The sequence below is a fragment of the Proteus genomosp. 4 str. ATCC 51469 genome, from assembly GCF_003144375.1.
GTDB lineage: Bacteria > Pseudomonadota > Gammaproteobacteria > Enterobacterales > Enterobacteriaceae > Proteus.
On sequence record NZ_PENV01000013.1, the window covers coordinates 66,140 to 88,339 of the forward strand.

General features: G+C 38.2%; 21 protein-coding genes. 9 read left to right on the forward strand and 12 right to left on the reverse strand.

Annotated features, from left to right (window positions below; translation table 11 throughout):
* Nucleotides 1–2: 2 nt before the first annotated feature.
* Nucleotides 3–587 carry a 16S rRNA (guanine(966)-N(2))-methyltransferase gene (gene rsmD / locus DK866_RS12810; RefSeq protein ID WP_072069813.1) on the reverse strand — a complete coding sequence of 195 codons (585 nt, stop codon included), beginning with the start codon at nt 585–587 and terminating at the stop codon, nt 3–5.
* Between the two features lie 228 nt (nt 588–815).
* Here rsmD and ftsY point away from each other — a divergent pair, with 228 nt between their 5' ends.
* From ftsY to DK866_RS12835, 5 genes are all read left to right on the forward strand, one after another.
* A complete protein-coding gene (ftsY, locus tag DK866_RS12815) occupies nt 816–2,858 on the forward strand; it encodes a signal recognition particle-docking protein FtsY (protein ID WP_109409226.1) in 2,043 nt (680 codons plus the stop codon).
* Between the two features lie 5 nt (nt 2,859–2,863).
* Complete coding sequence (ftsE, locus tag DK866_RS12820) at nt 2,864–3,529, forward strand: cell division ATP-binding protein FtsE (protein WP_023583735.1); 666 nt, start codon at nt 2,864–2,866, stop codon at nt 3,527–3,529.
* Complete coding sequence (gene ftsX / locus DK866_RS12825) at nt 3,522–4,499, forward strand: permease-like cell division protein FtsX (RefSeq protein ID WP_109409227.1); 978 nt, start codon at nt 3,522–3,524, stop codon at nt 4,497–4,499. The genes ftsE and ftsX overlap by 8 nt, the downstream gene beginning before the upstream one ends.
* A gap of 363 nt (nt 4,500–4,862) precedes the next feature.
* A complete protein-coding gene (gene rpoH, locus DK866_RS12830) occupies nt 4,863–5,717 on the forward strand; it encodes an RNA polymerase sigma factor RpoH (RefSeq protein ID WP_023583733.1) in 855 nt (284 codons plus the stop codon).
* 94 nt (nt 5,718–5,811) lie between these two features.
* Nucleotides 5,812–6,975, forward strand: coding sequence for a glycerate kinase (locus DK866_RS12835; RefSeq protein WP_109409228.1), 1,164 nt, complete (start codon nt 5,812–5,814; stop codon nt 6,973–6,975).
* 51 nt (nt 6,976–7,026) lie between these two features.
* On the opposite strand, the gene panM is transcribed toward DK866_RS12835, so the two are convergent.
* On the reverse strand, nt 7,027–7,437 hold the full coding sequence (gene panM, locus DK866_RS12840) for an aspartate 1-decarboxylase autocleavage activator PanM (RefSeq protein ID WP_109409229.1): 411 nt from the start codon (nt 7,435–7,437) through the stop codon (nt 7,027–7,029).
* An 11-nt stretch (nt 7,438–7,448) separates the two neighbouring features.
* The gene (locus tag DK866_RS12845) at nt 7,449–8,636 is read right to left on the reverse strand and encodes an MFS transporter (protein ID WP_109409230.1); all 1,188 of its coding nucleotides are present in this window, start codon (nt 8,634–8,636) and stop codon (nt 7,449–7,451) included.
* A gap of 118 nt (nt 8,637–8,754) precedes the next feature.
* On the opposite strand from DK866_RS12845, the gene DK866_RS12850 reads away from it, so the two are divergent.
* Complete coding sequence (locus DK866_RS12850) at nt 8,755–9,222, forward strand: MarR family winged helix-turn-helix transcriptional regulator (protein ID WP_109409231.1); 468 nt, start codon at nt 8,755–8,757, stop codon at nt 9,220–9,222.
* 53 nt (nt 9,223–9,275) lie between these two features.
* On the opposite strand, the gene DK866_RS12855 is transcribed toward DK866_RS12850, so the two are convergent.
* From DK866_RS12855 to ugpB, 5 genes are all read right to left on the reverse strand, one after another.
* The gene (locus tag DK866_RS12855; RefSeq protein ID WP_072069806.1) at nt 9,276–10,028 is read right to left on the reverse strand and encodes a M48 family metallopeptidase; all 753 of its coding nucleotides are present in this window, start codon (nt 10,026–10,028) and stop codon (nt 9,276–9,278) included.
* 493 nt (nt 10,029–10,521) lie between these two features.
* A complete protein-coding gene (locus DK866_RS12860) occupies nt 10,522–11,622 on the reverse strand; it encodes a sn-glycerol-3-phosphate import ATP-binding protein UgpC (RefSeq protein WP_109409232.1) in 1,101 nt (366 codons plus the stop codon).
* Nucleotide 11,623: 1 nt separating this feature from the next.
* Nucleotides 11,624–12,472, reverse strand: coding sequence for a sn-glycerol-3-phosphate ABC transporter permease UgpE (gene ugpE, locus DK866_RS12865; protein ID WP_109409233.1), 849 nt, complete (start codon nt 12,470–12,472; stop codon nt 11,624–11,626).
* Entirely contained in the window at nt 12,472–13,356 is an 885-nt protein-coding gene (gene ugpA / locus DK866_RS12870) for a sn-glycerol-3-phosphate ABC transporter permease UgpA (protein WP_109409234.1), read from the reverse strand. The genes ugpE and ugpA overlap by 1 nt, the downstream gene beginning before the upstream one ends.
* A 62-nt stretch (nt 13,357–13,418) precedes the next feature.
* Nucleotides 13,419–14,723: a sn-glycerol-3-phosphate ABC transporter substrate-binding protein UgpB gene (ugpB, locus tag DK866_RS12875; protein WP_109409235.1), complete on the reverse strand. Its 1,305-nt coding sequence runs from the start codon at nt 14,721–14,723 to the stop codon at nt 13,419–13,421.
* Between the two features lie 174 nt (nt 14,724–14,897).
* Here ugpB and DK866_RS12880 point away from each other — a divergent pair, with 174 nt between their 5' ends.
* Both DK866_RS12880 and DK866_RS12885 read left to right on the forward strand, forming a co-directional pair.
* Complete coding sequence (locus tag DK866_RS12880) at nt 14,898–15,632, forward strand: glycerophosphoryl diester phosphodiesterase (protein WP_109409236.1); 735 nt, start codon at nt 14,898–14,900, stop codon at nt 15,630–15,632.
* A 323-nt stretch (nt 15,633–15,955) separates the two neighbouring features.
* Nucleotides 15,956–16,903 (forward strand): carbamate kinase family protein, encoded by a 948-nt coding sequence (locus tag DK866_RS12885; protein ID WP_109409237.1) that lies wholly within the window; start codon nt 15,956–15,958, stop codon nt 16,901–16,903.
* Between the two features lie 95 nt (nt 16,904–16,998).
* Here the strand turns inward: DK866_RS12885 and DK866_RS12890 are convergent, their stop codons facing one another.
* The 3 genes from DK866_RS12890 to DK866_RS12900 all read right to left on the reverse strand — a co-directional run bounded on the left by DK866_RS12890 (nt 16,999) and on the right by DK866_RS12900 (nt 20,777).
* On the reverse strand, nt 16,999–18,189 hold the full coding sequence (locus DK866_RS12890; protein WP_109409238.1) for a cyanate transporter: 1,191 nt from the start codon (nt 18,187–18,189) through the stop codon (nt 16,999–17,001).
* A gap of 247 nt (nt 18,190–18,436) precedes the next feature.
* Entirely contained in the window at nt 18,437–19,675 is a 1,239-nt protein-coding gene (locus DK866_RS12895) for a hypothetical protein (protein ID WP_109409239.1), read from the reverse strand.
* A 343-nt stretch (nt 19,676–20,018) separates the two neighbouring features.
* Nucleotides 20,019–20,777 carry a hypothetical protein gene (locus tag DK866_RS12900; RefSeq protein ID WP_109409240.1) on the reverse strand — a complete coding sequence of 253 codons (759 nt, stop codon included), beginning with the start codon at nt 20,775–20,777 and terminating at the stop codon, nt 20,019–20,021.
* 137 nt (nt 20,778–20,914) lie between these two features.
* On the opposite strand from DK866_RS12900, the gene DK866_RS12905 reads away from it, so the two are divergent.
* Nucleotides 20,915–21,442 carry an SMI1/KNR4 family protein gene (locus tag DK866_RS12905; RefSeq protein ID WP_109409241.1) on the forward strand — a complete coding sequence of 176 codons (528 nt, stop codon included), beginning with the start codon at nt 20,915–20,917 and terminating at the stop codon, nt 21,440–21,442.
* A 4-nt stretch (nt 21,443–21,446) separates the two neighbouring features.
* On the opposite strand, the gene DK866_RS12910 is transcribed toward DK866_RS12905, so the two are convergent.
* Nucleotides 21,447–22,199, reverse strand: a complete 753-nt coding sequence (locus DK866_RS12910; protein ID WP_109409242.1) for a DUF3307 domain-containing protein — start codon at nt 22,197–22,199, stop codon at nt 21,447–21,449.
* Nucleotide 22,200 lies beyond the last annotated feature (1 nt).

Consider the following 22,200-nt stretch of genomic DNA (forward strand, 5'->3'; position numbering starts at 1 on the left):
AATTAAGCAGATAAACTGCGAATATAAAGACGATACGCAACTTGCCCTGCGATCTTCTCTCTATGCAATGTCCAATGGATTGGCAGTGTATAAGTCTGTGCTTTAACTTCTTCCTCAATATAAATATAGCAATCTTGCGCTAACCAACCGTTATTTTCTAATAATTGGACAGTGTCAGACAACATGCCTTTATGAAAAGGAGGATCTAAGAAAACGACATTATAAGGCGTGCCTTGTTTTGCGAGAAAGGATAATGCGCTGTCTTGAATAACATGTCCATTATCAGCATTAAGTAAGGCTAAATTTGCAGTAATTTGTTGGGCAACAGGACGCTCATATTCGATAAAAGTGGTTTCGCGAGCATAGCGAGAAAGAGCCTCAATTCCCAAGCCACCACTACCAGCAAAACAGTCGAGACAGCGAGCATCTTGGATGATGGGCATAAGCCAATTAAAGAGCGTTTCTTTCACTCTATCGGTTGTTGGTCGTAATCCTTGACTATCGAGAACAGGAAGTTTACGACCACGCCATTTACCCCCAATTATTCTAATTTGTCCCATTGGGGCTTTTTGTGGTTTTTTGGCCATATTATTTTGATTTATATCGTTTAAACGTGATTTCTGGAGTGTCTTTTGGAATAAGGGATCAGTGTCTCTTGATATCTTGATGACTTCCCTTGATTTAATCCGGAATAATTTACCATAAAATTCGTATAAAAGATGCGTTTATCCATGATCAAATGATAGACTTCATTATTATTTTCAATATCGTCAATGTATTCGCGCCATGATTTAGTGCGAGGAGTTTAGTAGCTAATGGCAAAAGAAAAAAAAGGTTTTTTCTCGTGGCTCGGTTTTGGGCGTAACAAAGAAGAAAATATTGAGCAAGAGAAAGAGCAACAACGCTTAGAAGAAGAGCGTTTAGAAAAAGAACGTTTGGCAAAAGAAGCACAAGAAGAGGCTGTTCGCCAAGCAGAACTAAAAGCGGAGCAAGAGCGTTTAGAGGCTGAGCGCCAAGAAGCGCAACGTGTTGTGCAAGATAGATTGGCACAGGAAGCCGAAAAACAACGTTTAGAACAAGAAAAAGCACAACGCCAAGCAGAAATAGATGCAGAACAAGCGCGCCTAGAAGCAGAACATGCAGAACAAGTACGTCAGGCTCAAGAAGCGCAAACTCAACGTTTAGCGCAAGAGGAAGCCCAGCGCCAAGCGGAACTTAAAGCGGAGCAGGAACGTTTAGAAGCACAACGTGCAGAGCAGGAACGTCTAGCGCAAGAAGCCGAAGCTCAACGCCTTGCGCAAGAAGAAGCCCAGCGCCAAGCGGAACTTAAAGCGGAGCAGGAACGTTTAGAAGCACAACGTGCAGAGCAGGAACGTCTAGCGCAAGAAGCTGAAGCTCAACGCCTTGCGCAAGAAGAAGCCCAGCGCCAAGCGGAACTTAAAGCGGAGCAGGAACGTTTAGAAGCACAACGTGCAGAGCAGGAACGTCTAGCGCAAGAAGCTGAAGCTCAACGCCTTGCGCAAGAAGAAGCCCAGCGCCAAGCGGAACTTAAAGCGGAGCAAGAACGTTTAGAAGCGCAACGTGTAGAGCAGGAACGTTTAGCGCAAGAAGCCGAAGCTCAACGCCTTGCGCAAGAGGAAGCCCAGCGCCAAGCGGAACTAAAAGCGGAGCAAGAACGTTTAGAAGCGCAACGTGTAGAGCAGGAACGTCTAGCGCAAGAAGCCGAAACTCAACGTTTAGCACAAGAGGAAGCCCAGCGCCAAGCGGAACTAAAAGCAGAGCAAGAACGTTTAGAAGCGCAACGTGTAGAGCAGGAACGCCTAGCGCAAGAACAAGAGAACGAACGTCTCGCTATTGCGCAAGCAGAAGCAGAAGATATTGAATCTTTACGCGAAGAAGTGCTTGCAGATAAAGTCGTTGAGCAAGAAAAACCTAAAAAAGAAGGTTTCTTTAGCCGACTGAAAAAAGGCTTGCTAAAAACTCGCCAGAACTTAGGCTTAGGATTTCTTAGTCTATTTCGTGGTAAGAAAATTGATGATGAGCTTTTTGAAGAGTTAGAAGAGCAACTCTTAATTGCTGATGTGGGAATGGAAACCACTACTAAAATTATCACCAGCCTGACCAAACACGCAACACATAAAGATCTTAAAGATGCTGAAGCCCTTTACGGCAAATTACGTGAAGAGATGGGCGAGATCTTAACCAAAGTTGATAAACCATTAAATATTGAAGGTAAAAAACCTTTTGTTATTTTGATGGTCGGAGTTAATGGTGTGGGTAAAACAACCACAATCGGAAAATTAGCGCGACAATACCAAGCTGAAGGTAAATCTGTCATGTTAGCAGCAGGTGATACCTTCCGTGCCGCTGCTGTTGAACAGTTACAAGTTTGGGGTGAGCGCAATAATATTCCTGTTGTCGCACAACATACAGGCGCTGATCCTGCATCTGTGATTTTTGATGCAATTCAATCAGCACAGGCAAAAGGTGTCGATGTTCTTATTGCTGATACCGCAGGACGATTGCAGAATAAATCCCATTTAATGGAAGAGCTGAAAAAAATCGTTCGTGTTATGAAGAAATTAGATGAAGAAGCACCACATGAAGTGATGCTGACGTTAGATGCAAGTACCGGACAAAATGCAGTGAGCCAGGCTAAACTCTTTAATGAAACAGTTGGGCTAACTGGATTAACATTGACTAAACTCGATGGTACAGCAAAAGGGGGGGTTATTTTCTCTATTGCTGATCAGTTTAGTATACCTATCCGTTATATCGGGGTAGGTGAAGGTATTGAAGATCTACGTCCGTTTAAGGCCGACGATTTTATTGAGGCTCTGTTTGCCCGCGAGGAGTAGTTGTAATGATCCGCTTCGAACACGTCAGCAAGGCTTATTTAGGTGGAAGACAAGCATTACAGGGTGTTGATTTCCATCTTCGCCCTGGAGAAATGGCTTTTTTAACGGGTCACTCTGGTGCCGGTAAAAGTACATTGCTTAAGTTAATTTGTGGAATAGAACGTCCTAGTGATGGCGCTATTTGGTTTGCTGGACATGATATTAGCAGACTGAAAAATAGCGAGATCCCTTTTTTGCGTCGTCAAATTGGGATGATCTTCCAAGATCACCATTTATTGATGGACAGAACGGTTTACGACAATGTCTCTCTTCCATTGATTATTGCTGGCGCAAGTGAAGAGGATATTCGACGCAGAGTTTCTGCCGCTTTAGATAAAGTTGGTCTTTTGGATAAAGCTAAAAATTATCCTATCCAACTTTCTGGTGGTGAACAACAGCGTGTAGGTATTGCTCGCGCTGTTGTGAATAAGCCAACGGTTTTACTTGCGGATGAACCAACGGGTAACCTTGATGGTGAGCTTTCAGAAGGCATCATGCGTCTTTTTGAAGAGTTTAATCGTGTTGGTGTTACAGTGTTAATGGCAACACATGATATGTCTTTGATTGAACGCAGAAATTATCGCATTCTTACATTAGGGCAAGGCAGAATGGTGGGAGGACAAAATGGCTAAAGCAAAAAGTTCCCGTAAATCAATGCCAACGCCAGGTGCAAAAACCAAGGCACTAAAAGGGGGAAGACGTGAACAATGGCGTTATGCATGGCGTAATACCATGGCTGACTTTTTGCGCCAACCACTTTCTTCTTTTCTAACGGTAATGGTAGTCGCCATTTCATTAACATTACCTAGCATCTTTTATATTGTGTGGAAAAATGTTTCAACTGCGGCTGAGCAGTGGTATCCCACTCCACAATTAACCGTTTATCTTGATAAATCTCTTGATGATTCATTAGCTGAAGCCACGATCAAAAAAATAGAAGCTTTAGAGAAAGTGAGTGAGGTGAACTATCTTTCACGCCAAGACTCGCTGGTGGAATTCCGTTCTTGGTCCGGCTTTAGCAGTGCGTTAGATATGTTAGAAGAGAATCCTCTGCCTGCGGTAGCAATTGTGACTCCTGTTATGGAGCCAAGTGATCAACAATTGATGGTGAATTTGCGTGATACCGTGGCGAAAATACCCGGCGTTGATGAAGTCAGAATGGATGACAGTTGGTTTGCTCGGCTCTCAACGTTAACTTCATTAGTAGGGCAAATTGCCTTGGTGATTGGTTCATTGATGGTTGTCGCTCTGTTATTGGTGATTGGCAACAGTGTACGCCTCAATATTTTCAGTCGTCGCGATACTATTAATGTTATGAAACTTATTGGTGCAACCGATGGTTTTATTATGCGTCCTTTCCTGAATTGGGGATTAATTCTTGGGTTTATTGGCGCCGTGTTTGCCCTGATTTTTTCTGCTCTATTAGTGTGGAAACTTTCTGATGTGGTGACTCAAGCCGCAACGGTATTTGGGACTTCTTTTTCCATTTCAGGATTAGGATTTGATGAGTCAATTATTCTTATACTCGTAGCGATGACCATCGGTTGGCTTGCTGCATGGCTGACGACAATGCAACATTTGCGTCAATTTACACCAGAATAATGAATTAGAGCGCTTTTATACTTATCTTCTAAATAATGAGATAATGTTTTTTATCAGGCTGGGTTACGTTAATATCGTCACCCAGCCATTTTATCAACGCCCCGTCTCTGGCATAATAATGCTCGCAATCTTTTCTAGGACAAGCTAACGATCATGTTTGCCTCTGCATAGAAAAGTACAAAGATATGTAAACATAGATGCGAGATGAACCTTTAATCTTTATGCTGGTCAAATAGTCGTTATGATAAAAACACATCGTAAAAAACCTAACTGACTTCCTATTTAAGCTATATTTATAAGGCTCATCTATTTTCCCTTACAGTAATAATCTTAATTATTTATTTGATTTTCATGAGGATTTGAATGACAAAAGAAATGCAATCCTTAGCATTGGTTCCGCAAGGCAGCATCGAAGCGTATATACGAGCAGCCAATTCCTATCCGATGTTAACCGCAGAGGAAGAAAAGGAACTCGCTGAACGGCTGCATTATGATGGTGACTTGGATGCGGCAAGAACGCTTATCCTTTCGCATCTGCGCTTCGTTATTCATGTTGCTCGCAGCTATTCAGGTTATGGTTTACCCCAAGCCGATCTTATCCAAGAAGGTAATATTGGTCTGATGAAAGCGGTGCGCCGTTTTAACCCAGAAGTGGGTGTCCGACTGGTCTCTTTTGCCGTACATTGGATCAAAGCAGAAATTCATGAATATGTGCTACGTAACTGGCGTATCGTGAAAGTTGCAACCACGAAATCTCAACGTAAACTGTTTTTTAATCTGCGAAAAAATAAAAAACGTTTAGGTTGGTTTAATCAAGATGAAGTGGAATTAGTCGCAAGAGAATTGGGCGTGTCAGAAAGTGATGTCCGAGAAATGGAATCACGAATGTCAGCACAAGATATGGCATTTGATATGACAGCTGATGATAGTGATGACTCACATCCTATTGCTCCAGTACTCTTCTTAGAAGATAAATCTTCTGACTTTGCCGACGGCATTGAAGAAGATAACTGGGATAATCATGCAACAGATAAACTGACATCAGCAATTGAAACTCTTGATGAACGTAGCCAAGATATTATTCGTGCCCGTTGGCTAGATGATGATAACAAATCGACATTGCAAGATTTGGCGACAAAATATGGTGTATCTGCCGAGCGTGTTCGCCAATTAGAAAAAAATGCAATGAAGAAATTGCGTTTAGCGATTGAAGATTAATCACATTTCAGATCATGTACACGCTCTCATAAAGTAGAGTATGTTATAAAAGCGATATGAAAATATCGCTTTTATATTGTCTGGAGAATATAACGTGAAAATAGTTATCGCCCCTGATTCATTTAAAGAAAGCTTAAGTGCGAAAGAAGTTGCAACAGCAATAAAACAGGGTTTTTCACGTTATTTACCTAATGCGCAATATTGTTGTATTCCTATGGCTGATGGCGGCGAAGGAACGGTGACATCGCTGGTGGATGCAACGCAAGGCCGTTTTATATCGACACAAGTGTGTTCACCTTTAGGCAAACAAGTGACCGCAACTTGGGGGCTTTTAGGGGATAACACCACTGCCGTGATTGAAATGGCTCAAGCTTCTGGTCTTCATCTTATTCCCTCATCTCAACGCAATCCCAATTTAACGACCAGTTATGGTACGGGTGAATTAATTAATGCTGCACTTGAAATGGGCGTTAAAAAAATCATTTTGGGATTAGGTGGAAGTGCTACAAATGATGCTGGTGCAGGTATGATGCAAGCACTTGGGCTTGGTCTCAAAGATAAGTTTGGTACATCTTTGCCCTTTGGTGGGCTGGCATTAGCACAACTTCACTCTATTGATATCACGACTCTTAACCCTAAACTAAAAAATATTGAAATTGAGCTTGCTTGCGATGTAACAAATCCGTTGTGTGGAGAAAAAGGAGCATCAGCTATTTTTGGTCCTCAAAAAGGAGCGACCAAAGATGATATTGCGCAACTTGATAAAGCCTTACATCATTTTGGTACTTATCTTGAGAAAATGACACAACACAATCTTATTAATATTGCTGGAAGTGGTGCGGCGGGTGGATTGGCGTTACCGTTACTTGCCTTTACGCAAGCAACGCTTTCGCCGGGAGTTGAACTGGTTGCCAAAACGGTTGAATTAGAGAAATATTTTATTGATGCGGATTTGGTAATAACTGGTGAAGGTCGAATGGATAGCCAATCGGCACAAGGTAAAACGCCAATAGGGGTTGCTCTGCTCGCTAAAAAATATCACCTTCCTGTCATTGCCTTAGTCGGTGGCTATCTACCTGATTATGATGTTGTTCATCAGCAGGGAATTGATGCTGTTTTCTCTATTGTACCGGGTGTTTCTACACTGGATGATGCACTTCATAATGCGCAAAAGAATCTGAGTGAGACGGCTTATAATGTAGCTAGACTTTATACTACTCGTTCTCGTCATACTTCAAGTTGTAGCGTTGTTGACTAATATTCACTTGTCGCCTAGCTACAACTTGAATTATTTAGAATAAGAACGTTATCAAATATTGAGAGCATAAAGATCAGATTGTGGTGATGCACTAAATTGATGATGTGTTAAAAAAGCATGAGCAATCTCATACCCGCTTTCTTCCGCTGATAAGCTTATTGCTGCCTGCCAATGGTGAATATCAGGATAGGCAGATAAGCATTGTGTCAGTAAATAATGTCCAACACCGCGACGGCGTGTCACTTCTCTTACCATAAAATCAGAGATAACAGCTTTTTCACCCGATAGTTTAACCCAGCAAGCGGCTAACAATCGTTCGTTAAATCTTGCTACAAAGAGTACATTCTCGTTGTTGATCTCATTTGTTAGAGCTGATTGGTAACGTGTATCTTGCCAAATTTTGCCTAAATCAATATGGTCTTGTTCAGAGAGCTGTGCCAGTTTTTCAATGGTTAATTTCATGAAATATCCTGTTAGTTTGCAGTTTGTTTTTTTTCTTTTAATGAAGACATTAAGGTCTTAATGGTGAAACACAATGCCAAACTCGTTAAGATCACACAAGAATAAAAGACATACTCATAGTTATTGTCAGTCACAAAATAGACCGAAATCATAGGGCCAGCAGCCATTCCACAATAACGAATAAAGTTATAAATCCCCATTGCAGTTGCTCTCATTGAGCCAAAATAACTTGTTAATAATGTAGTGTGCGTTGGCATGGTTAAGCCTAAAGAAAGCCCATATAACACAGTTAAGCCAAGCATGATAGGTAATGAGATTTGCCAAAAGAGTGCAAATAACGTCAACATAGTCAGGTTGATACAAGAGGTAATAATCACACCATATTCAGCGCTAAATAGATGGCAAATTCTACGGTAAAGATAGCTACCTAAGATAAGTGCAATTGACATAGGCATATATAATCCACCTATTTCAGTGCTGTTAAGTTGATAGAGATGAAAGGCAATTAAGGGTAAGAAAACCAGTAGACAAAAATAGTTATAAAACACCATAAAACTCATGACAAATACAGATTTACCCTCAGGTGCCATAAGCACTTGTTGCATTGCTGATAAGCTTTTAAAGGTTTCCTTCTGTTCTGGACGTGTTTCTGGTAAATAAAAGAGATGTGTGATCAGTAATAGGATACCGATAACAGCCAATAAAATAAAAATGCCTTGATATTGATAATGTTGTGCTAAATATCCACCTAATAAAGGGCCACAAGCAGGTGCTAGTGCTAATAGCATTTGATACGATCCCATTGCTTTTGCGCGATCGTTTCCTTGATAAAGATCGCCAAGAATAGTTGCTGCAACCACAGGAATGGCCGCAATACCGATAGCTTGGATCACACGCCAAAAAATCAATAAGCCAATAGAGTCAGACCAAACACAACCCAATGCACCCACAATAGAAATTGCTAATCCACTGAGTAAAATTGGTTTTCTTCCCCATTTATCGATTAATGAACCATAAAATAGTTGCATAACAGCCATAGCAAAAGTAAATGCAGATACTGTCAGATTAACCAGTGATAACGTGGTATTAAATTGCTGTTGGATCAAGGGAAGTACAGGGGTATAAATATTTTGTGCTAAAGAGCCTAATAGTGCGCTAAAGCAAACGAGATAAAACAAACTGCGGATTGATAATTTCATTATATTGCCTCTCTTTATCTATTTTGTTTCCATGGAAACAAAATAGATAATAGCGATATTTTGATTGTTGTAAATACTTTTGGTACTATTTTTTAAATATTTTTTCCAAGGAAACAAAATGACAAAAGAGAATGTAACAACACAAGACTTGTTAAAAGGGTTAAGTGATTTCTTGCATCTTAAAGATGAACATGTCAATGAGGAGCATAAAAAAGTATTAGAAGAGAAGGGATTAGAGAATTATTCACTTACAGAGTTACATGTTATTCATTGTATTGGTGAGGAGAGCATGAGAAATCTGACGACTATTAGTGAATATATGGCGATGACTCGAGGGGCTGTTTCAAAAATTTGTAGCCGCCTACAAAAAAAGGGGGCTATTGAAAAAATAAAGTTGGCAGATAATCAAAAAGAAATATTTTTTATCTTAACTGCTGAGGGAGAGCGTCTTTTTCATGCTCATGAGGTGTTGCATCAACAATCTCAAGCTAAATGGTCTGCGCTATTTGAGCAATATGATCAGCAAGAAAAGCAGACGATTAAACGCTTTTTTACCGATGTTGTGGATAGTTTTCGTCAGTCGTAATAAATAAACCTGAAAAGAAAACCCCCATATCATTAGATATAGGGGCAAGGTCATTATTTTTTATCTGCAGCGATGCGATTACGGATATTATCAGCACGCTCTTTTGATGGTGGGTGAGAATCAAACATACTTGAATCACCGCCACCTAATTTAGCGAGTTTTTCAAAACCTGTAACCAGTCCTGCTGTATTAACGCCACGTTTTGTTAGCAGATCATAAGAGAAATTATCGGCTTCAGTTTCTTGATGTTGTGAGAATTGAGCATTAATTAATTTCTGACCCATTTCAGCTAATTGTGAGCTGCTTAATTGTGCTGCAACGCCACCCGCTGATGCTGCTGCAGTACGTGCTGCAACTGTTGCGTGAGCAACTTGGATTGCTTTACGGGTATGGCCTAAAGCAACATGACCCATTTCGTGACCTAAAACGCCTTCAACTTCGTTATCAGTCATCATGTCCATTAAACCACTATAAACACGAACACAACCGTTAGCCATAGCCCATGCGTTCACATCTTTAGTCATGTAAACTTTGTAATTTACTGGAGTGCCATTAACTTCACTACCTAACGCTTTAGCGATATTATTTAAGCGTTTGGTGTAAGTGCTATTGGCTGGTGCGACTTTATTTTGGGCATCCATCTCTTTACATGCATCATTGGTGAGTGCTTTGATATCATCATCGCTTAATGTTGCAGCTTGGAAAAGTTGGGTTCCTGATTTAGTCAGCATATCGGTATTGAGGTTTTGACAACCAGAGAGTAGTGCTGCTGATACCATCACTGTAGCAAGTAATTTAATTTTCATTTTTTAATTAAGTCCTTTTCTGCTTGGCAGTTTATATAAGTGCAGATCAAATTCGAGCAGAAGAATAACAGTGCTTATCTATTGGTGCAATATAGGCATTTTATGAAAAAATATTATCTCAATATATGTTTTTTCTTTTCTTAGTAAAAAATGTATTATTATTTCTTTCCTTAACATGACGAAAAAACGGATTAATAAATTTAACTTGTTTAAAATTAAGATAATTAATTGGTGGGTTAAGTTTAAAAAGATAAGCTTTGTTGGTTAAATATTATATAAAACATTTAATTGTACTTACTTTAAGTGTAAGTGATGTTGTTTTTTATTTATTTAGAATATTATCAAAATAACACTGTATTTAGAGCTGGTTTTATTTGTTTAATTCTGACAAAGTTTATATTTTTGATATTTATTGCTTTGTTTTAAATAAATAGCGATGCTCTACACATCGCTATTCAGATTAAACTGAAAATGAAAAAATGATATCAATATTTTATGAAACCATTAATTCACTGATGATCATAAAAGGGCGATTAATACGTTTTCCTGTTTGCTCATCAAAGAAATGTAGGTTTTCAGGATGAATAGTAAGACCTATTTTGTGGCCAATATTAACACCATGATCGTTCGGTGCGCGAATAACAACGGGTTGTTTTTGTTTATCACAGGTTGTGGCGTAAATTAAAACATCAGCACCTAATGCTTCAATAAATTCAACATCAACATGGAACATAGGATGCTGGCGACTAATAAGTAAATGTTCAGGGCGTAAACCTAGTTTAATTGCTTGATAAGGAAGGTGCTGAGATGAAACAGCAATGTGCCCATCAGCGATTTCAATTACACCATGATTAATGGAAGTGTCTAAAATATTCATTGCAGGAGAACCCATAAAAGTAGCAACAAACACGGAAGCAGGGCTTTCATAAATATCTAACGGTGTACCTACTTGTTCTATATTTCCTTGATTTAGCACCACCAACTTATCGGCTAATGTCATAGCTTCAACTTGATCGTGAGTAACATAGATCGAAGTCGTAGAGAGTTTTCGTTGTAGCTTTTTTATCTCAAGGCGCATTTGTACACGTAATTTTGCATCAAGGTTAGAGAGTGGCTCATCAAATAAAAAGACTTTAGGTTTACGGACAATGGCTCTGCCCATTGCTACACGTTGTCGTTGCCCACCTGATAGCTCTTTAGGTTTTCTATCAAGTAAATGGCTGATTTCCAGCATTTGAGCTGCATTTGTGACAAGTTCTTCAATCTTTGCTTTTGGTGTTTTTCGATTACGCAAGCCATATGCCATGTTGTTATAAACCGACATGTGGGGATAAAGAGCATAGTTTTGAAAAACCATGGCGATATCACGCTCACTGGGTTCGTGTTCATTAACACGCAAATTATCAATAAGTAAATCACCTTGTGTAATGGTTTCTAATCCCGCAATCATTCGCAGTAATGTCGATTTACCACAACCGCTAGGGCCGACTAATACCACCATTTCGCCTTGCTCAATAGAAAGATTTAATTTTGAAATAGCTTGATGACCATTTGGATAACGCTTTTCTAAATCAGTAAGAGTGACGGTTGTCATGTTATTTCTCCGTATCAATAAAGCCTTTTACAAAGGCTCTTTGCATCAGAATGACGATAAAGACAGGAGGCAACATCGCAATTAATGTGGTTGCCATAATTTTATTCCATTCAATAACACCATCGGAAACCGCAACCATCTGTTTAATACCCATCACAATAGTGTAATAGTGGGTATCTGTAGTGATAAGCATTGGCCAAAGATATTGGTTCCAGCCATAAATAAATGTGATAACAAACAAGGCGGCTATATTAGTACGTGAAAGAGGAAGTAAGATGGTGAAAAAGAATCTTATCGGACCCGCGCCATCAATTTTGGCTGCTTCAATAAGCTCTGGGGTGATAGTAAGAAAAAATTGCCGAAATAAAAAAGTAGCAGTAGCGCTGGCAATTAATGGAATGGTTAGTCCTGCATAAGAGTTCAGCATATTAAGGTTAGTAACAACCTCAAATGTTGGCATAATACGAACTTCAACAGGCAGCATTAATGTAAAAAAGATAGTCCAAAAGGCAAGCATACGGCCCGGAAAGCGAAAGAATACAACAGCATAGGCTGATAAAATTGAAATTATTAATTTTCCGATAGTGATCACTAACGCCATGATTAATGAATTCAACAACATACTGTTAATTGAAATCGCACTATTTTGTGTTGTACCCGCTTGTGACAATAGGGTTTTAAAAATACTGAAACCTTCAGTGCCGAACCAAAGAGGCGATCCTGTGGCAAATTCGGTATTTTGATGTGTTGTAGCGACAAGCGCTATCCATACAGGAAATGCGACAGAAAGAATGCCAACAATGAGGATTAAGTGGCAAAAAGCGTGAAATAAAGGTCTGCGTTCAACCATCAGTAAGCCACCTTTTTTTCAACATAACGAAACTGGATCACGGTTAATATCGCGACAATAAACATTAAGATAACGGATTGTGCGGCTGAAGAGCCTAAATCTAATCCTACAAAACCATCGTTATAGACTTTATACACTAATGTTGATGTGCTACTTCCGGGGCCTCCCTGTGTCATGGCATGAATAATGGCGAAAGTATCAAAAAAGGCGTAGGCAAAATTCACTACCAGTAAGAAAAAAGTGGTCGGTGAAATAAGCGGAAAGCTTATTGTGATAAAGCGTTTAATAGGCCCACTGCCATCAATAGCGGCTGCTTCTAATAGTGATTTAGGCACAGATTGCAAGGCAGCGAGGAAAAATAAAAAGTTATAACTCACTTGTTTCCATGTCGCAGTTAAAATCACCATCCACATAGCATGATGTGTATTCAGTACGGGCTCCCAATTAATGCCTATCTGTTTTAATAATTGGCTTAATACGCCAATCGTAGGATCAAGCATAAATAACCAAAGAAAACCCGCGATAACTGGCGCAATGGCATAGGGTGAAATTAAGATCGTACGATAAAACAGTTTGCCTCGTAAAATTTGCTCAGCAATGCCAGCTAAAACAAGCGCAGATAACATAGAGAGAAAGACAACGCTGGTACTAAAAATCAATGTGGTGATTAAACTGTCAAAATAGTAACTATTGCTAAATAAACGCTGAAAGTTTTCGAGACCAACAAACTCGCTACTCAGGCCAAACGCATCTTCTAATTGAAATGACTGAAAGAAAGCTTGCCCAGCAGGCCAAATAAAAAAGATAAGTGTGATAGCCAGTTGAGGAAAAATCAGCGCTAGAGGTAACCATTTTTGTTTAAAATAAATGGATTGAGAAGCCATACAGTATCCAGTAAATCGATAAAAACAGAAGGCGAGCTGTTAAGCTCGCCTGATAAATATGATTATTGAGTACGTTCAAAACGGCGTAATTGCTCATTTCCACGTGTGACAGCATTATCCAATGCAGCTTGAGCACTCTGTTTTCCTGACCATACTTTTTCTAATTCTTCATCAACAATTTCGCGTGTTTGTAAGAAATTACCAAAGCGTAATCCTTTAGAGTTTGCAGTCGGTTCTGAGGTTGTCATTTGTAATATTGCGGTGTCAGCCCCTGGATTTTGCTGATAAAAGCCTTGTTGTTGTGTCAATGCGTAAGCGGCTTTAGTAACAGGAAGATAACCTGTAGCTTGGTGCCAGTCAGCTTGTACTTCAGGGCTTGAAAGATAGGTGAAGAATTTCGCTACACCGTTATATTCCGCTTCAGGACGTCCTGACATAACCCATAACGAAGCACCACCAATAATGGTGTTAGCGGGTTTTTGTACAAGCGTATCGTCATAAGGCAATTGGCTAACACCAATATCAATGCCTTTCATATTCTCTTTAATACCAGCAAAACCGGCGGATGATTCCATCACCATGGCGCACTCTTGGGTGTAAAATAGAGGCATTGAATCAGATTGACGTCCGCCATATTTGAAAATACCTGATTTAGACCAATCTGCCATTTGTTGAATATGAGCAACGAAAGGAGATTTATTAAATAGAAACGTCGTATCTAAGCCATCAAAACCATTATTTTTTGTCGCAATAGGCAAATTATTACGTGCCCCAAAGTTTTCGATTTGTGTCCATGATTGCCATGTGGTGGTAAAGCCACATTTCACACCTGAGTCGAGCAATTTTTGCGACACGACTTCCATCTCTTTCCATGTTCTAGGCGGTTTATCGATACCTGCTTTTTTAAACAGAACCTTGTTGTAATAAAGCACAGGTGTTGAGCTATTAAAGGGCAGTGACATCATTTTGCCATCGCTTGTGGTGTAATAGCCGGTGACTGTAGATAGATAACTATTAGGATCAAAAGGCTCGTTAGTTTTTTCCATTAATTGATAAACCGGAAAAACGGCTTTTTTAGCGCCCATCATGCTGGCTGTACCGACTTCAAAGACTTGCACAATAGCAGGTTGGTTTTTAGCACGAAACGAAGCTACTGCACTGGTCATAGTTTCAGCATAAGTGCCTTTATAAACAGGCTTTATCTCATATTCAGATTGGCTTGCATTAAAATCAGAAGCGATTTGATTAACTTTCTGACCAAGCGCTCCTCCCATAGCATGCCACCATTCAATTTGTGTTTTTGCGTGTGTAGGTGAAGCAAAGAGTGTCATCGCAACAGCAAAGCCCGTTATTGATTTTATCGACATGCAGTATTTCCTTTTAAATCGAGAGTTAAAGGTGCAATCTAGTTTGCGAATTACCCTAAATGTCATTTATGACAAAGGGGTGACAATTAAATGAAGAGTTATTGATGGTGTGACTGTCAAATTGCTGTCATAAATGATTGTCATGATGTCGGCACAAATGAAAAGGAGAGAGAAATGAAGATAGCTGCTCACCGAGGTTTTTCTGGAAAAGCCCCTGAAAATACGTTAGCTGCATTTAAAATGGCGATTGATTTTGGGTGTGAATGGATTGAGACGGATGTGCAATTAACGGCAGATTATGTTCCTGTGCTTATTCATGATAAAACGGTTAATCGTTGCACGAATGGGCAAGGTGCTGTGCGTTTTCATACCTTAGATGATCTACATCGTCTTGATGCAGGAAGTTGGTTTAGTTCACTTTATCAAGGTGAGAAAATTCCCTCTTTAAGACAAGGACTACAGTTAATTAAGCGTTCAGGTACAAAACTCAATATTGAGCTGAAAACATGGCCCGATGATGATATTGAACGCTTATGTTTAGCCGTCTCTGATATGATAAAAAGTGCAGATATTCCGAATGAGCAAATTTTATTTTCTTCTTTTGATACACAAGCTCTAATTGTGATGAAGCGATATTTGCCTTTTATTCGAAGAGGGCAATTATGGGATGAGATCCCCGATAATGCGTTAGAAACATTAAAAGCTATTGATGGTTTTAGTGTGCATTGTAATTATAAGTACCTCACACAAGAACAAGCGCAATTGTTAAAACAAGCAGGCTATGAAATTTATTGTTATACCCCGAATGATCCTGAAGAAGTAAAAGACTTTGAACAATGGGGGGTTGATATGCTAATTACCGATATGCCTGATGTTTATCAACAGGATATTTATGATGTAGCAAAATGAAAAAGTACTAACTATCCCGCTTATTTGTACTGAATAAGGCGTTATTGAGCTGTTTGATGACGCCTCTTATCTCCTCTCTTCCTCATTCTATTTACTGAAATTAAATAAGGGAAATATTGAGTAATAGGTGTTTTATTTACATTCTCTGTTATTATTCTGCGCAATTAATGAATAGATATTGTTCAATACGATAATGCTTATCTCATTAAAAAATAAAAATGGGGGAAGTGGTTAGCGATATGGTGACCTTATTAACCCAACCTCTGAGAGTAGAGGTGAATTATTTCTACTTTAATTGCCAATAATATCATTGAGAGTGAAACATGAAAGAACTCGTTGTTGTTGCCATTGGAGGCAACAGTATTATTAAAGACAATGCTAGCCAGTCTATCGCTCATCAAGAACAAGCAGTACAAGAGGTTGCAACCCATATTAGTGATATGGTGGCTGAAGGGTATAATATTGTTCTTACTCATGGCAATGGACCACAAGTCGGGCTTGATTTACGCCGTGCGGAAGTTGCACATGTACAAGAAGGTTTACCATTAACACCATTAGCCAATTGTGTTGCCGACACACAAGGGGGTATTGGTTATTTAATACAACAAGCGTTAACTAATAAGCTTCGTGTTCAACAAAATAAACAAGCGATCACCCTTATCACACAAGTTGAAGTAGATAAAAACGATCCTAATTTTGTTTCTCCGACAAAACCTATTGGTGCATTTTTCTCTGAACAAGAGATGATGCAATTACAACAAGAAAATCCTCAATGGTATTTTGTTGAAGATTCTGGTCGTGGTTATCGTCGTGTTGTTGCTTCTCCTATTCCACAGCATGTAATTGAATCTAATGCAATTAAATCATTATCAGAATGTGGCTATGTTGTGATTGCTGTAGGGGGCGGTGGTATTCCGGTCATTAAAAATGAGCAAGGAAATTACCAAAGTGTTGATGCCGTGATTGATAAAGATCTGTCATCAACATTGCTCGCAAAAGAATTACATGCAGATATTCTTATCATCACAACAGGTGTTGAAAAAGTCTGTATTCATTTCGGTAAACCAGAACAAAAAGCATTAGGTGAAACGTCGGTTGAAGAAATGACTCAATATATGCATGAAGGCCATTTCCCTCCGGGCAGTATGCTTCCTAAAATTGAAGCGAGTTTGTCATTTTTAGCTGCTGGTGGAAAAAGAGTGATTATCACAACGCCAGAAAAATTGGCTTCTGCTTTAAAAGGTGAAACAGGAACACATATTGTTGCTTAATCATCTCCATAAGTAATATTTGATTATCTCTTTAATAAGCGCCTTATCTGTTAAAAGTAAGGCGCTTATTTTATCTGTGTATTTTTTATAAATGATTAAATAGAGTGATTGGCGGGATAGGCTTTTGCGTAATGGCGTGGGTTTAATCGTGAAAATAATCCTATCGTAATAATCACTAAAATGGCATGAAACGCCCATGCATAAGTAAAGCTTCCATCAGGTTGGCGCAATAGTACAGCAACCAATGGTCCAAATGCGGCAATAATAAAACCGCCACCTTGCATTAATGCTGATAGTGCACCAGCTTGCGCGGGATCAGGGATATGATCGAGTGCGACGATCATCATCATGGAAAAACATCCGCCTAAGCCACAGCCTAAGAAAATACTCCAAAGATAAGGCGCACTCATGGGGATCGTCATTATTGCGCCAAATCCGATAAATTGGCTTATTAATGTCAGCATTAGCCAAAAACGCCGATCGTGATTTTTAGCCGCTAAAAATGGAATAATTAATGCTGCTGATGCTTGAAAAAGGGAAAGGATAGCGACTAGAGAGCCACTTTGGGCGCTTGGCATTCCTAGCGATTGATAGAAAGGTGCTAGCCATGTCACCACTGAAGCATATCCTGCATTAACACAACCAAACCCTAAGATAAGTAACCCTGTTCTAGGACGCCAAATTAAGGTATTTAGTGATATTTTATTGGCAGAGGTGGCGCTATTTTTTATAGAAAAAAGAATAGCAACAAATGCAAAACCAGCAGGAAGCGCAAACCATGCCAAAGCACTTTGCCAATGGCCATCGGGGGCGGTGAGAATAGGGGAAAGTTGAGCACCTAGTGCGCCTCCTCCCATTAACATGGCGGAATATAACCCCATCATAATAGGTGTTCTATTTCCAAACCATCCTTTAATAATGCCAGGAAATACCGCTTGAATATAAGCGACACTTAAACCACAAAAGAGTGCTGTCAGTAATAGTTGATGACCATCAGAAACATAAGCACGAGAAAATGAGCCTATAAGTAGCATCAACATCGCCACTAACAGCCCTTTACGTACTTGGATATAAGATTGTAAAAAAGGAACGATTAATGCACCTATTCCCATTAAAAGCATGGGTAATAGCGTGAGTAATGAGACTTGGCTATAACTCATTCCTGTTGAAGCAATAATATTGTCAATAACAGGGCCTGGGCCAGTTAAAAAGGGGCGTAAGTTTATCCCAACTAAAATAATAGTAAGGACAATCTGCCATGTTTTTTTTCGAGGTAAGGCAGTCATTGTAATTCCCTGATAAACATAAATATTGTCTATTGTATAGACAATATTTGTATAAACAAATGCCTATATTGGCAATTTAAATTTTATTTACAGCGTTTGAATGTGGAGTACGCGCATTGTTAGGAGTGTCAGTAAGGGATATCAAGAAGGTCATTAATGATGGATAAAGAGGCTCATCATAAAATAAGGCAATAAACAGATTTAAAGATGTTCATTGCCTTAATAAAAAAACGAGAAAATAGCTATGTTATGAAAGACAGCTAAATTCACGAATAAGTTGTGCTATTTTTTCTGCACCTTTGTTCGATTGCGTCAATGTAATGGTATAGATTTCGCTATTTTTATCAGTAATAACAATCTCTTTAGATATTTTTCCTTTGACAATCACATTCTCAATATCATCGTAAGGAAGATAAAAAGAGTCATATAATTTACTCAGAACGCAGTAAACGCCATCTTCTGTTAAGACAACACCATGATCACCTTTACCAAATACCGTTTCATCAAAATAATAGCGAATATCGTTTTTATTGAATAACGGTTCACCCAATACATTCATCGCTTTTTGATAGAAGTGTATTATTTTTTTATTATCTAAGTCGCTATGATGATAAAAATGTTGGTCTTTATTTGTTTGATATTCAGTCACTTTAGCCAGAGACATATAGGTGACTTCGGATGATGTTTTTGAGGTATTATCTTGCTGTTTAGGCGTAAGGTTTCCCGCAACAGAAGCGGTCACAGCACCGGCTCCTGGCAATATTGAAGTTGTGGTAGTGGTAATTGTTCTGGAAACTTCACGAGTGTAATTGCTGACAATTGTGTCACCACGCACATAACCTGAGACGTTTTGTGTCACTCGAATAGGAGAAGTGGTTGTACTGATCACTGTTCTAAAGGCTGAACGTACTGCTGAAACAATGGTAATAATTAAGATGGCGATAAGAGGGGCAGAGATCCACATTAATGAAAGTTTAAAGAGTTGATCTTTGGTCGATGAGGCTTGTTTTTTTAATCGATTATTGTAGTTAAATGCGACAACAACATAAATAAGACCAGCAATGATACGAGGAATATAATTAATTTCATAACGACTGGCTAATAAATCAATTAAGGGATAAGCCAAGCAAGCATAGAGAATGATACTAAAAATGGCTTCAGGAAAAAGACTTTTTATACTGTCCACGGCCTTGGCAATATTATAAATTATCCAGCCAATCAGGATAATAGGCCCAATAAAAGGAATAATGCTGGCAACAATAATGATCAAAAAGCCTTTTAGTATCCCCCAAACTATCTCTGATGCATGACCTTCAGAAATAAGGAAATAGATAAAATAGGCAACAGATGAAAACATAATAATAGGTAAAGTAAAAAAGGATAACTCCGGCACGATAAAACTAGGTGCCCCTATTAATAGCATGATATAAAAACAGATATTTTTTGATTCATTATTGGAATAGTCAATTTCTGAATTGCTAGACATCATAGTACCTAAAGGGAGAACAATAATGGCGAAGATAATACATGATATTGACTTTTAATAGATACAGTTTAATTACGCATTTTGTAAACCATGATTTAAATAATAAATATTTAATATAAACAAAATATAATTTTTGTTATTTAGGAAGTGTGGGTGAAAAATGTTTCTTAATAGTGTCGTTGAGATAAAATGTGAGATACGACTTTATGTTAATGATTATTATTGTTATATCTTATAAAAAATAATATTGTTTATAACTCACTGATAAAGATAAACATTAACTTTTAGTAAAGGAATGTTTATCTAAATAGAATATTGATACTAGTATTAGAAATAGGTAATTTTACGGTTTAGATCCACCTATATAACTCAATTTCCATTGTTTGATTTGGCTTTTAGGGTTAATTAATGTGAATTCATAGTGTTCAAAATGAGCAAGCACTTTTTTAAACTCAATCGTTGCTTTATCTAAATCCCAAGATTTAGGAAAATAAAAACCATCAAAAGAAATATTTTCTAATCTTGCAATAAACTGATGAATAAATTCATCGAAGCCCGCATAAGTCAGTGCAATTTTACCTGTCCAGTCAATATGAAAAGTATTATTTTTCTGGCGTTGAAAGGTAATTCGATGATTTGTACACTCATCATGACCTAATAAATAAAGACTAAAAGCTGGGACTTCTGCTCTTTCTTCATCCTCATCGGTATCACTATTAATTTGAGGAACAATATCAACATTAAATTGATGATGAATAAAGCTATCAAAATCGAACGGTGTATTTCCTGTGCTGAGTAAAATACCTTGATCGTCAGACCAATAAGTGGAAGAGAGAGTACAGCAGTGATAATTATCCCAAACGATTTGATCTTGCCAGTGTGCAAGGCTGGTATATTCTTGTTCATCCTCTGACTCATCATCATCTATATCTGCACAATAATCCTCACCCTCACTTAAATAATAATCAGCACTTCTAAGGTGAAGATCAAACCAAAGTTGCCCATGTTTATCTAATCGTCCAGACCAGGCAAATTCTTTGATTGCATGAGGTTTAGGATAAGCACTATCAATAAAAGTAATGGTATGTGAAGGTGTTGTCATTATTATGGTCTTATTCGTGTCACATTTCTATCACGTAGCTAAAGTGATAAAAATGGGCTGAGTTATGATAAAAAGATGGTAAAGACAAAATACCATAAATTGAGCGATAAAATGGATATCAAATTAGTGAGGATAGAATGTTAACTGCGTTAAATCAGTGGTTACCAATACCTTTATGTCCGATAAATCGAGGAGAAGGTAAGGAGTGGCCATTTATTGATAATCAATACACCTTTCCTCAAGACTATATTGAATTTGTTTCACAATATGGATCAGGGCAAATAGCCAATTTTATTACGTTGTTTAATCCATTTAGTGAGGATGACTATCTTAATTTCTTTCAGCAAAAAGAGGCAATCCTTAAGGATTTTGATTCGTTAATACAGGACGATCCTGATTATTATACTTTTCATCTGTACCCTAAAAGTAATGGGCTTTTGCCTATTGGGGAGACAGATAATGGAGATACGCTTTTTTGGGTTGTTTCATCCAATAATAGCAATTTATGGACAATAGCGATTATTCCATCCAGAGCCTCTGAGGTAGAGTTTATTGCAGAAAATCTGACGGGATTTTTAGAAGGTGTGTTATCAAAACGAATATGTTGCCAGTCATTTCCGGCAGGGTTTCCATCAGAGAATATAACGTTTATTTCAGACAGTTGATGGGTTATTTACCTATGGGTAATTGAGTTACTAGGTATGTTGTGGCAAGCCCAGTAAGGATGGAGATGCTAAAGCTAATAAGTGTACCCAACATAACATATTCTGTTAGTTTTTTATCTTGGTCATTTTGTAACTCACCAAATCTAAATATAGATTTGGCTGCTAGTAAAAAACCAATTGCTGCAAATTGGTTTAAAAGAATGAAAGTTAAAATAAGCATTCTTTCCAAATAACCAATAGATTGACCAGCAGAAACGAGCGTTGAGCCTTCCTCTGCGACAGGTGTCCATTTTTTGAGTAACATATAAATAAGGATGGAAATCGGCTTTAAAATAATGATGTAGGCAAGAATAACAATCAAATATTTATAGTTAATGTTTTTAAAACTAAGTTCATGGAATATCTGAGTATTTTGATCAATCAATATTATCCATAAAAAGGTAATTACGAATAAATGAAGAGCTTGATCAGTAATAAACCATCTTAAAGAGTTATCAGTATAGGATTTTCCAAGATCAAAAAGATAGTGTGTTATTAATACAGTTACACTGTAAATAAAAATAGAACCAAAACTTATCTCCGTCATTAAAACTAGAATAATAAAGGTTATCCCTCCTTGCAGTAGCGAGTGTAGGTAAAGTTTTTTAGATTTGTAATGTAGAGTATTTCGCGCTTCTATCCATGCTTTAGGTTGTAAATAAAAATCAAAAGCAATATGAGCAATATAGAGAGAAATAAGAAGCGCGAAATTATACATA

Excerpts from the sequence above, each read along its gene's own strand:
- rsmD (WP_072069813.1), bottom strand. The coding sequence starts at position 587 with ATGGCCAAAAAACCACAAAAAGCCCCAATGGGACAAATTAGAATAATT.
- DK866_RS12860 (WP_109409232.1), bottom strand. The coding sequence starts at position 11,622 with ATGACAACCGTCACTCTTACTGATTTAGAAAAGCGTTATCCAAATGGT.
- rpoH (WP_023583733.1), top strand. The coding sequence starts at position 4,863 with ATGACAAAAGAAATGCAATCCTTAGCATTGGTTCCGCAAGGCAGCATC.
- DK866_RS12900 (WP_109409240.1), bottom strand. The coding sequence starts at position 20,777 with ATGACAACACCTTCACATACCATTACTTTTATTGATAGTGCTTATCCT.
- DK866_RS12885 (WP_109409237.1), top strand. The coding sequence starts at position 15,956 with ATGAAAGAACTCGTTGTTGTTGCCATTGGAGGCAACAGTATTATTAAA.
- ftsY (WP_109409226.1), top strand. The coding sequence starts at position 816 with ATGGCAAAAGAAAAAAAAGGTTTTTTCTCGTGGCTCGGTTTTGGGCGT.
- DK866_RS12910 (WP_109409242.1), bottom strand. The coding sequence starts at position 22,199 with ATGTATAATTTCGCGCTTCTTATTTCTCTCTATATTGCTCATATTGCT.
- ftsE (WP_023583735.1), top strand. The coding sequence starts at position 2,864 with ATGATCCGCTTCGAACACGTCAGCAAGGCTTATTTAGGTGGAAGACAA.
- ugpA (WP_109409234.1), bottom strand. The coding sequence starts at position 13,356 with ATGGCTTCTCAATCCATTTATTTTAAACAAAAATGGTTACCTCTAGCG.
- DK866_RS12890 (WP_109409238.1), bottom strand. The coding sequence starts at position 18,189 with ATGACTGCCTTACCTCGAAAAAAAACATGGCAGATTGTCCTTACTATT.
- ugpB (WP_109409235.1), bottom strand. The coding sequence starts at position 14,723 with ATGTCGATAAAATCAATAACGGGCTTTGCTGTTGCGATGACACTCTTT.
- ftsX (WP_109409227.1), top strand. The coding sequence starts at position 3,522 with ATGGCTAAAGCAAAAAGTTCCCGTAAATCAATGCCAACGCCAGGTGCA.
- DK866_RS12855 (WP_072069806.1), bottom strand. The coding sequence starts at position 10,028 with ATGAAAATTAAATTACTTGCTACAGTGATGGTATCAGCAGCACTACTC.
- DK866_RS12850 (WP_109409231.1), top strand. The coding sequence starts at position 8,755 with ATGACAAAAGAGAATGTAACAACACAAGACTTGTTAAAAGGGTTAAGT.
- DK866_RS12880 (WP_109409236.1), top strand. The coding sequence starts at position 14,898 with ATGAAGATAGCTGCTCACCGAGGTTTTTCTGGAAAAGCCCCTGAAAAT.
- panM (WP_109409229.1), bottom strand. The coding sequence starts at position 7,437 with ATGAAATTAACCATTGAAAAACTGGCACAGCTCTCTGAACAAGACCAT.
- DK866_RS12845 (WP_109409230.1), bottom strand. The coding sequence starts at position 8,636 with ATGAAATTATCAATCCGCAGTTTGTTTTATCTCGTTTGCTTTAGCGCA.
- ugpE (WP_109409233.1), bottom strand. The coding sequence starts at position 12,472 with ATGGTTGAACGCAGACCTTTATTTCACGCTTTTTGCCACTTAATCCTC.
- DK866_RS12895 (WP_109409239.1), bottom strand. The coding sequence starts at position 19,675 with ATGTCTAGCAATTCAGAAATTGACTATTCCAATAATGAATCAAAAAAT.
- DK866_RS12905 (WP_109409241.1), top strand. The coding sequence starts at position 20,915 with ATGTTAACTGCGTTAAATCAGTGGTTACCAATACCTTTATGTCCGATA.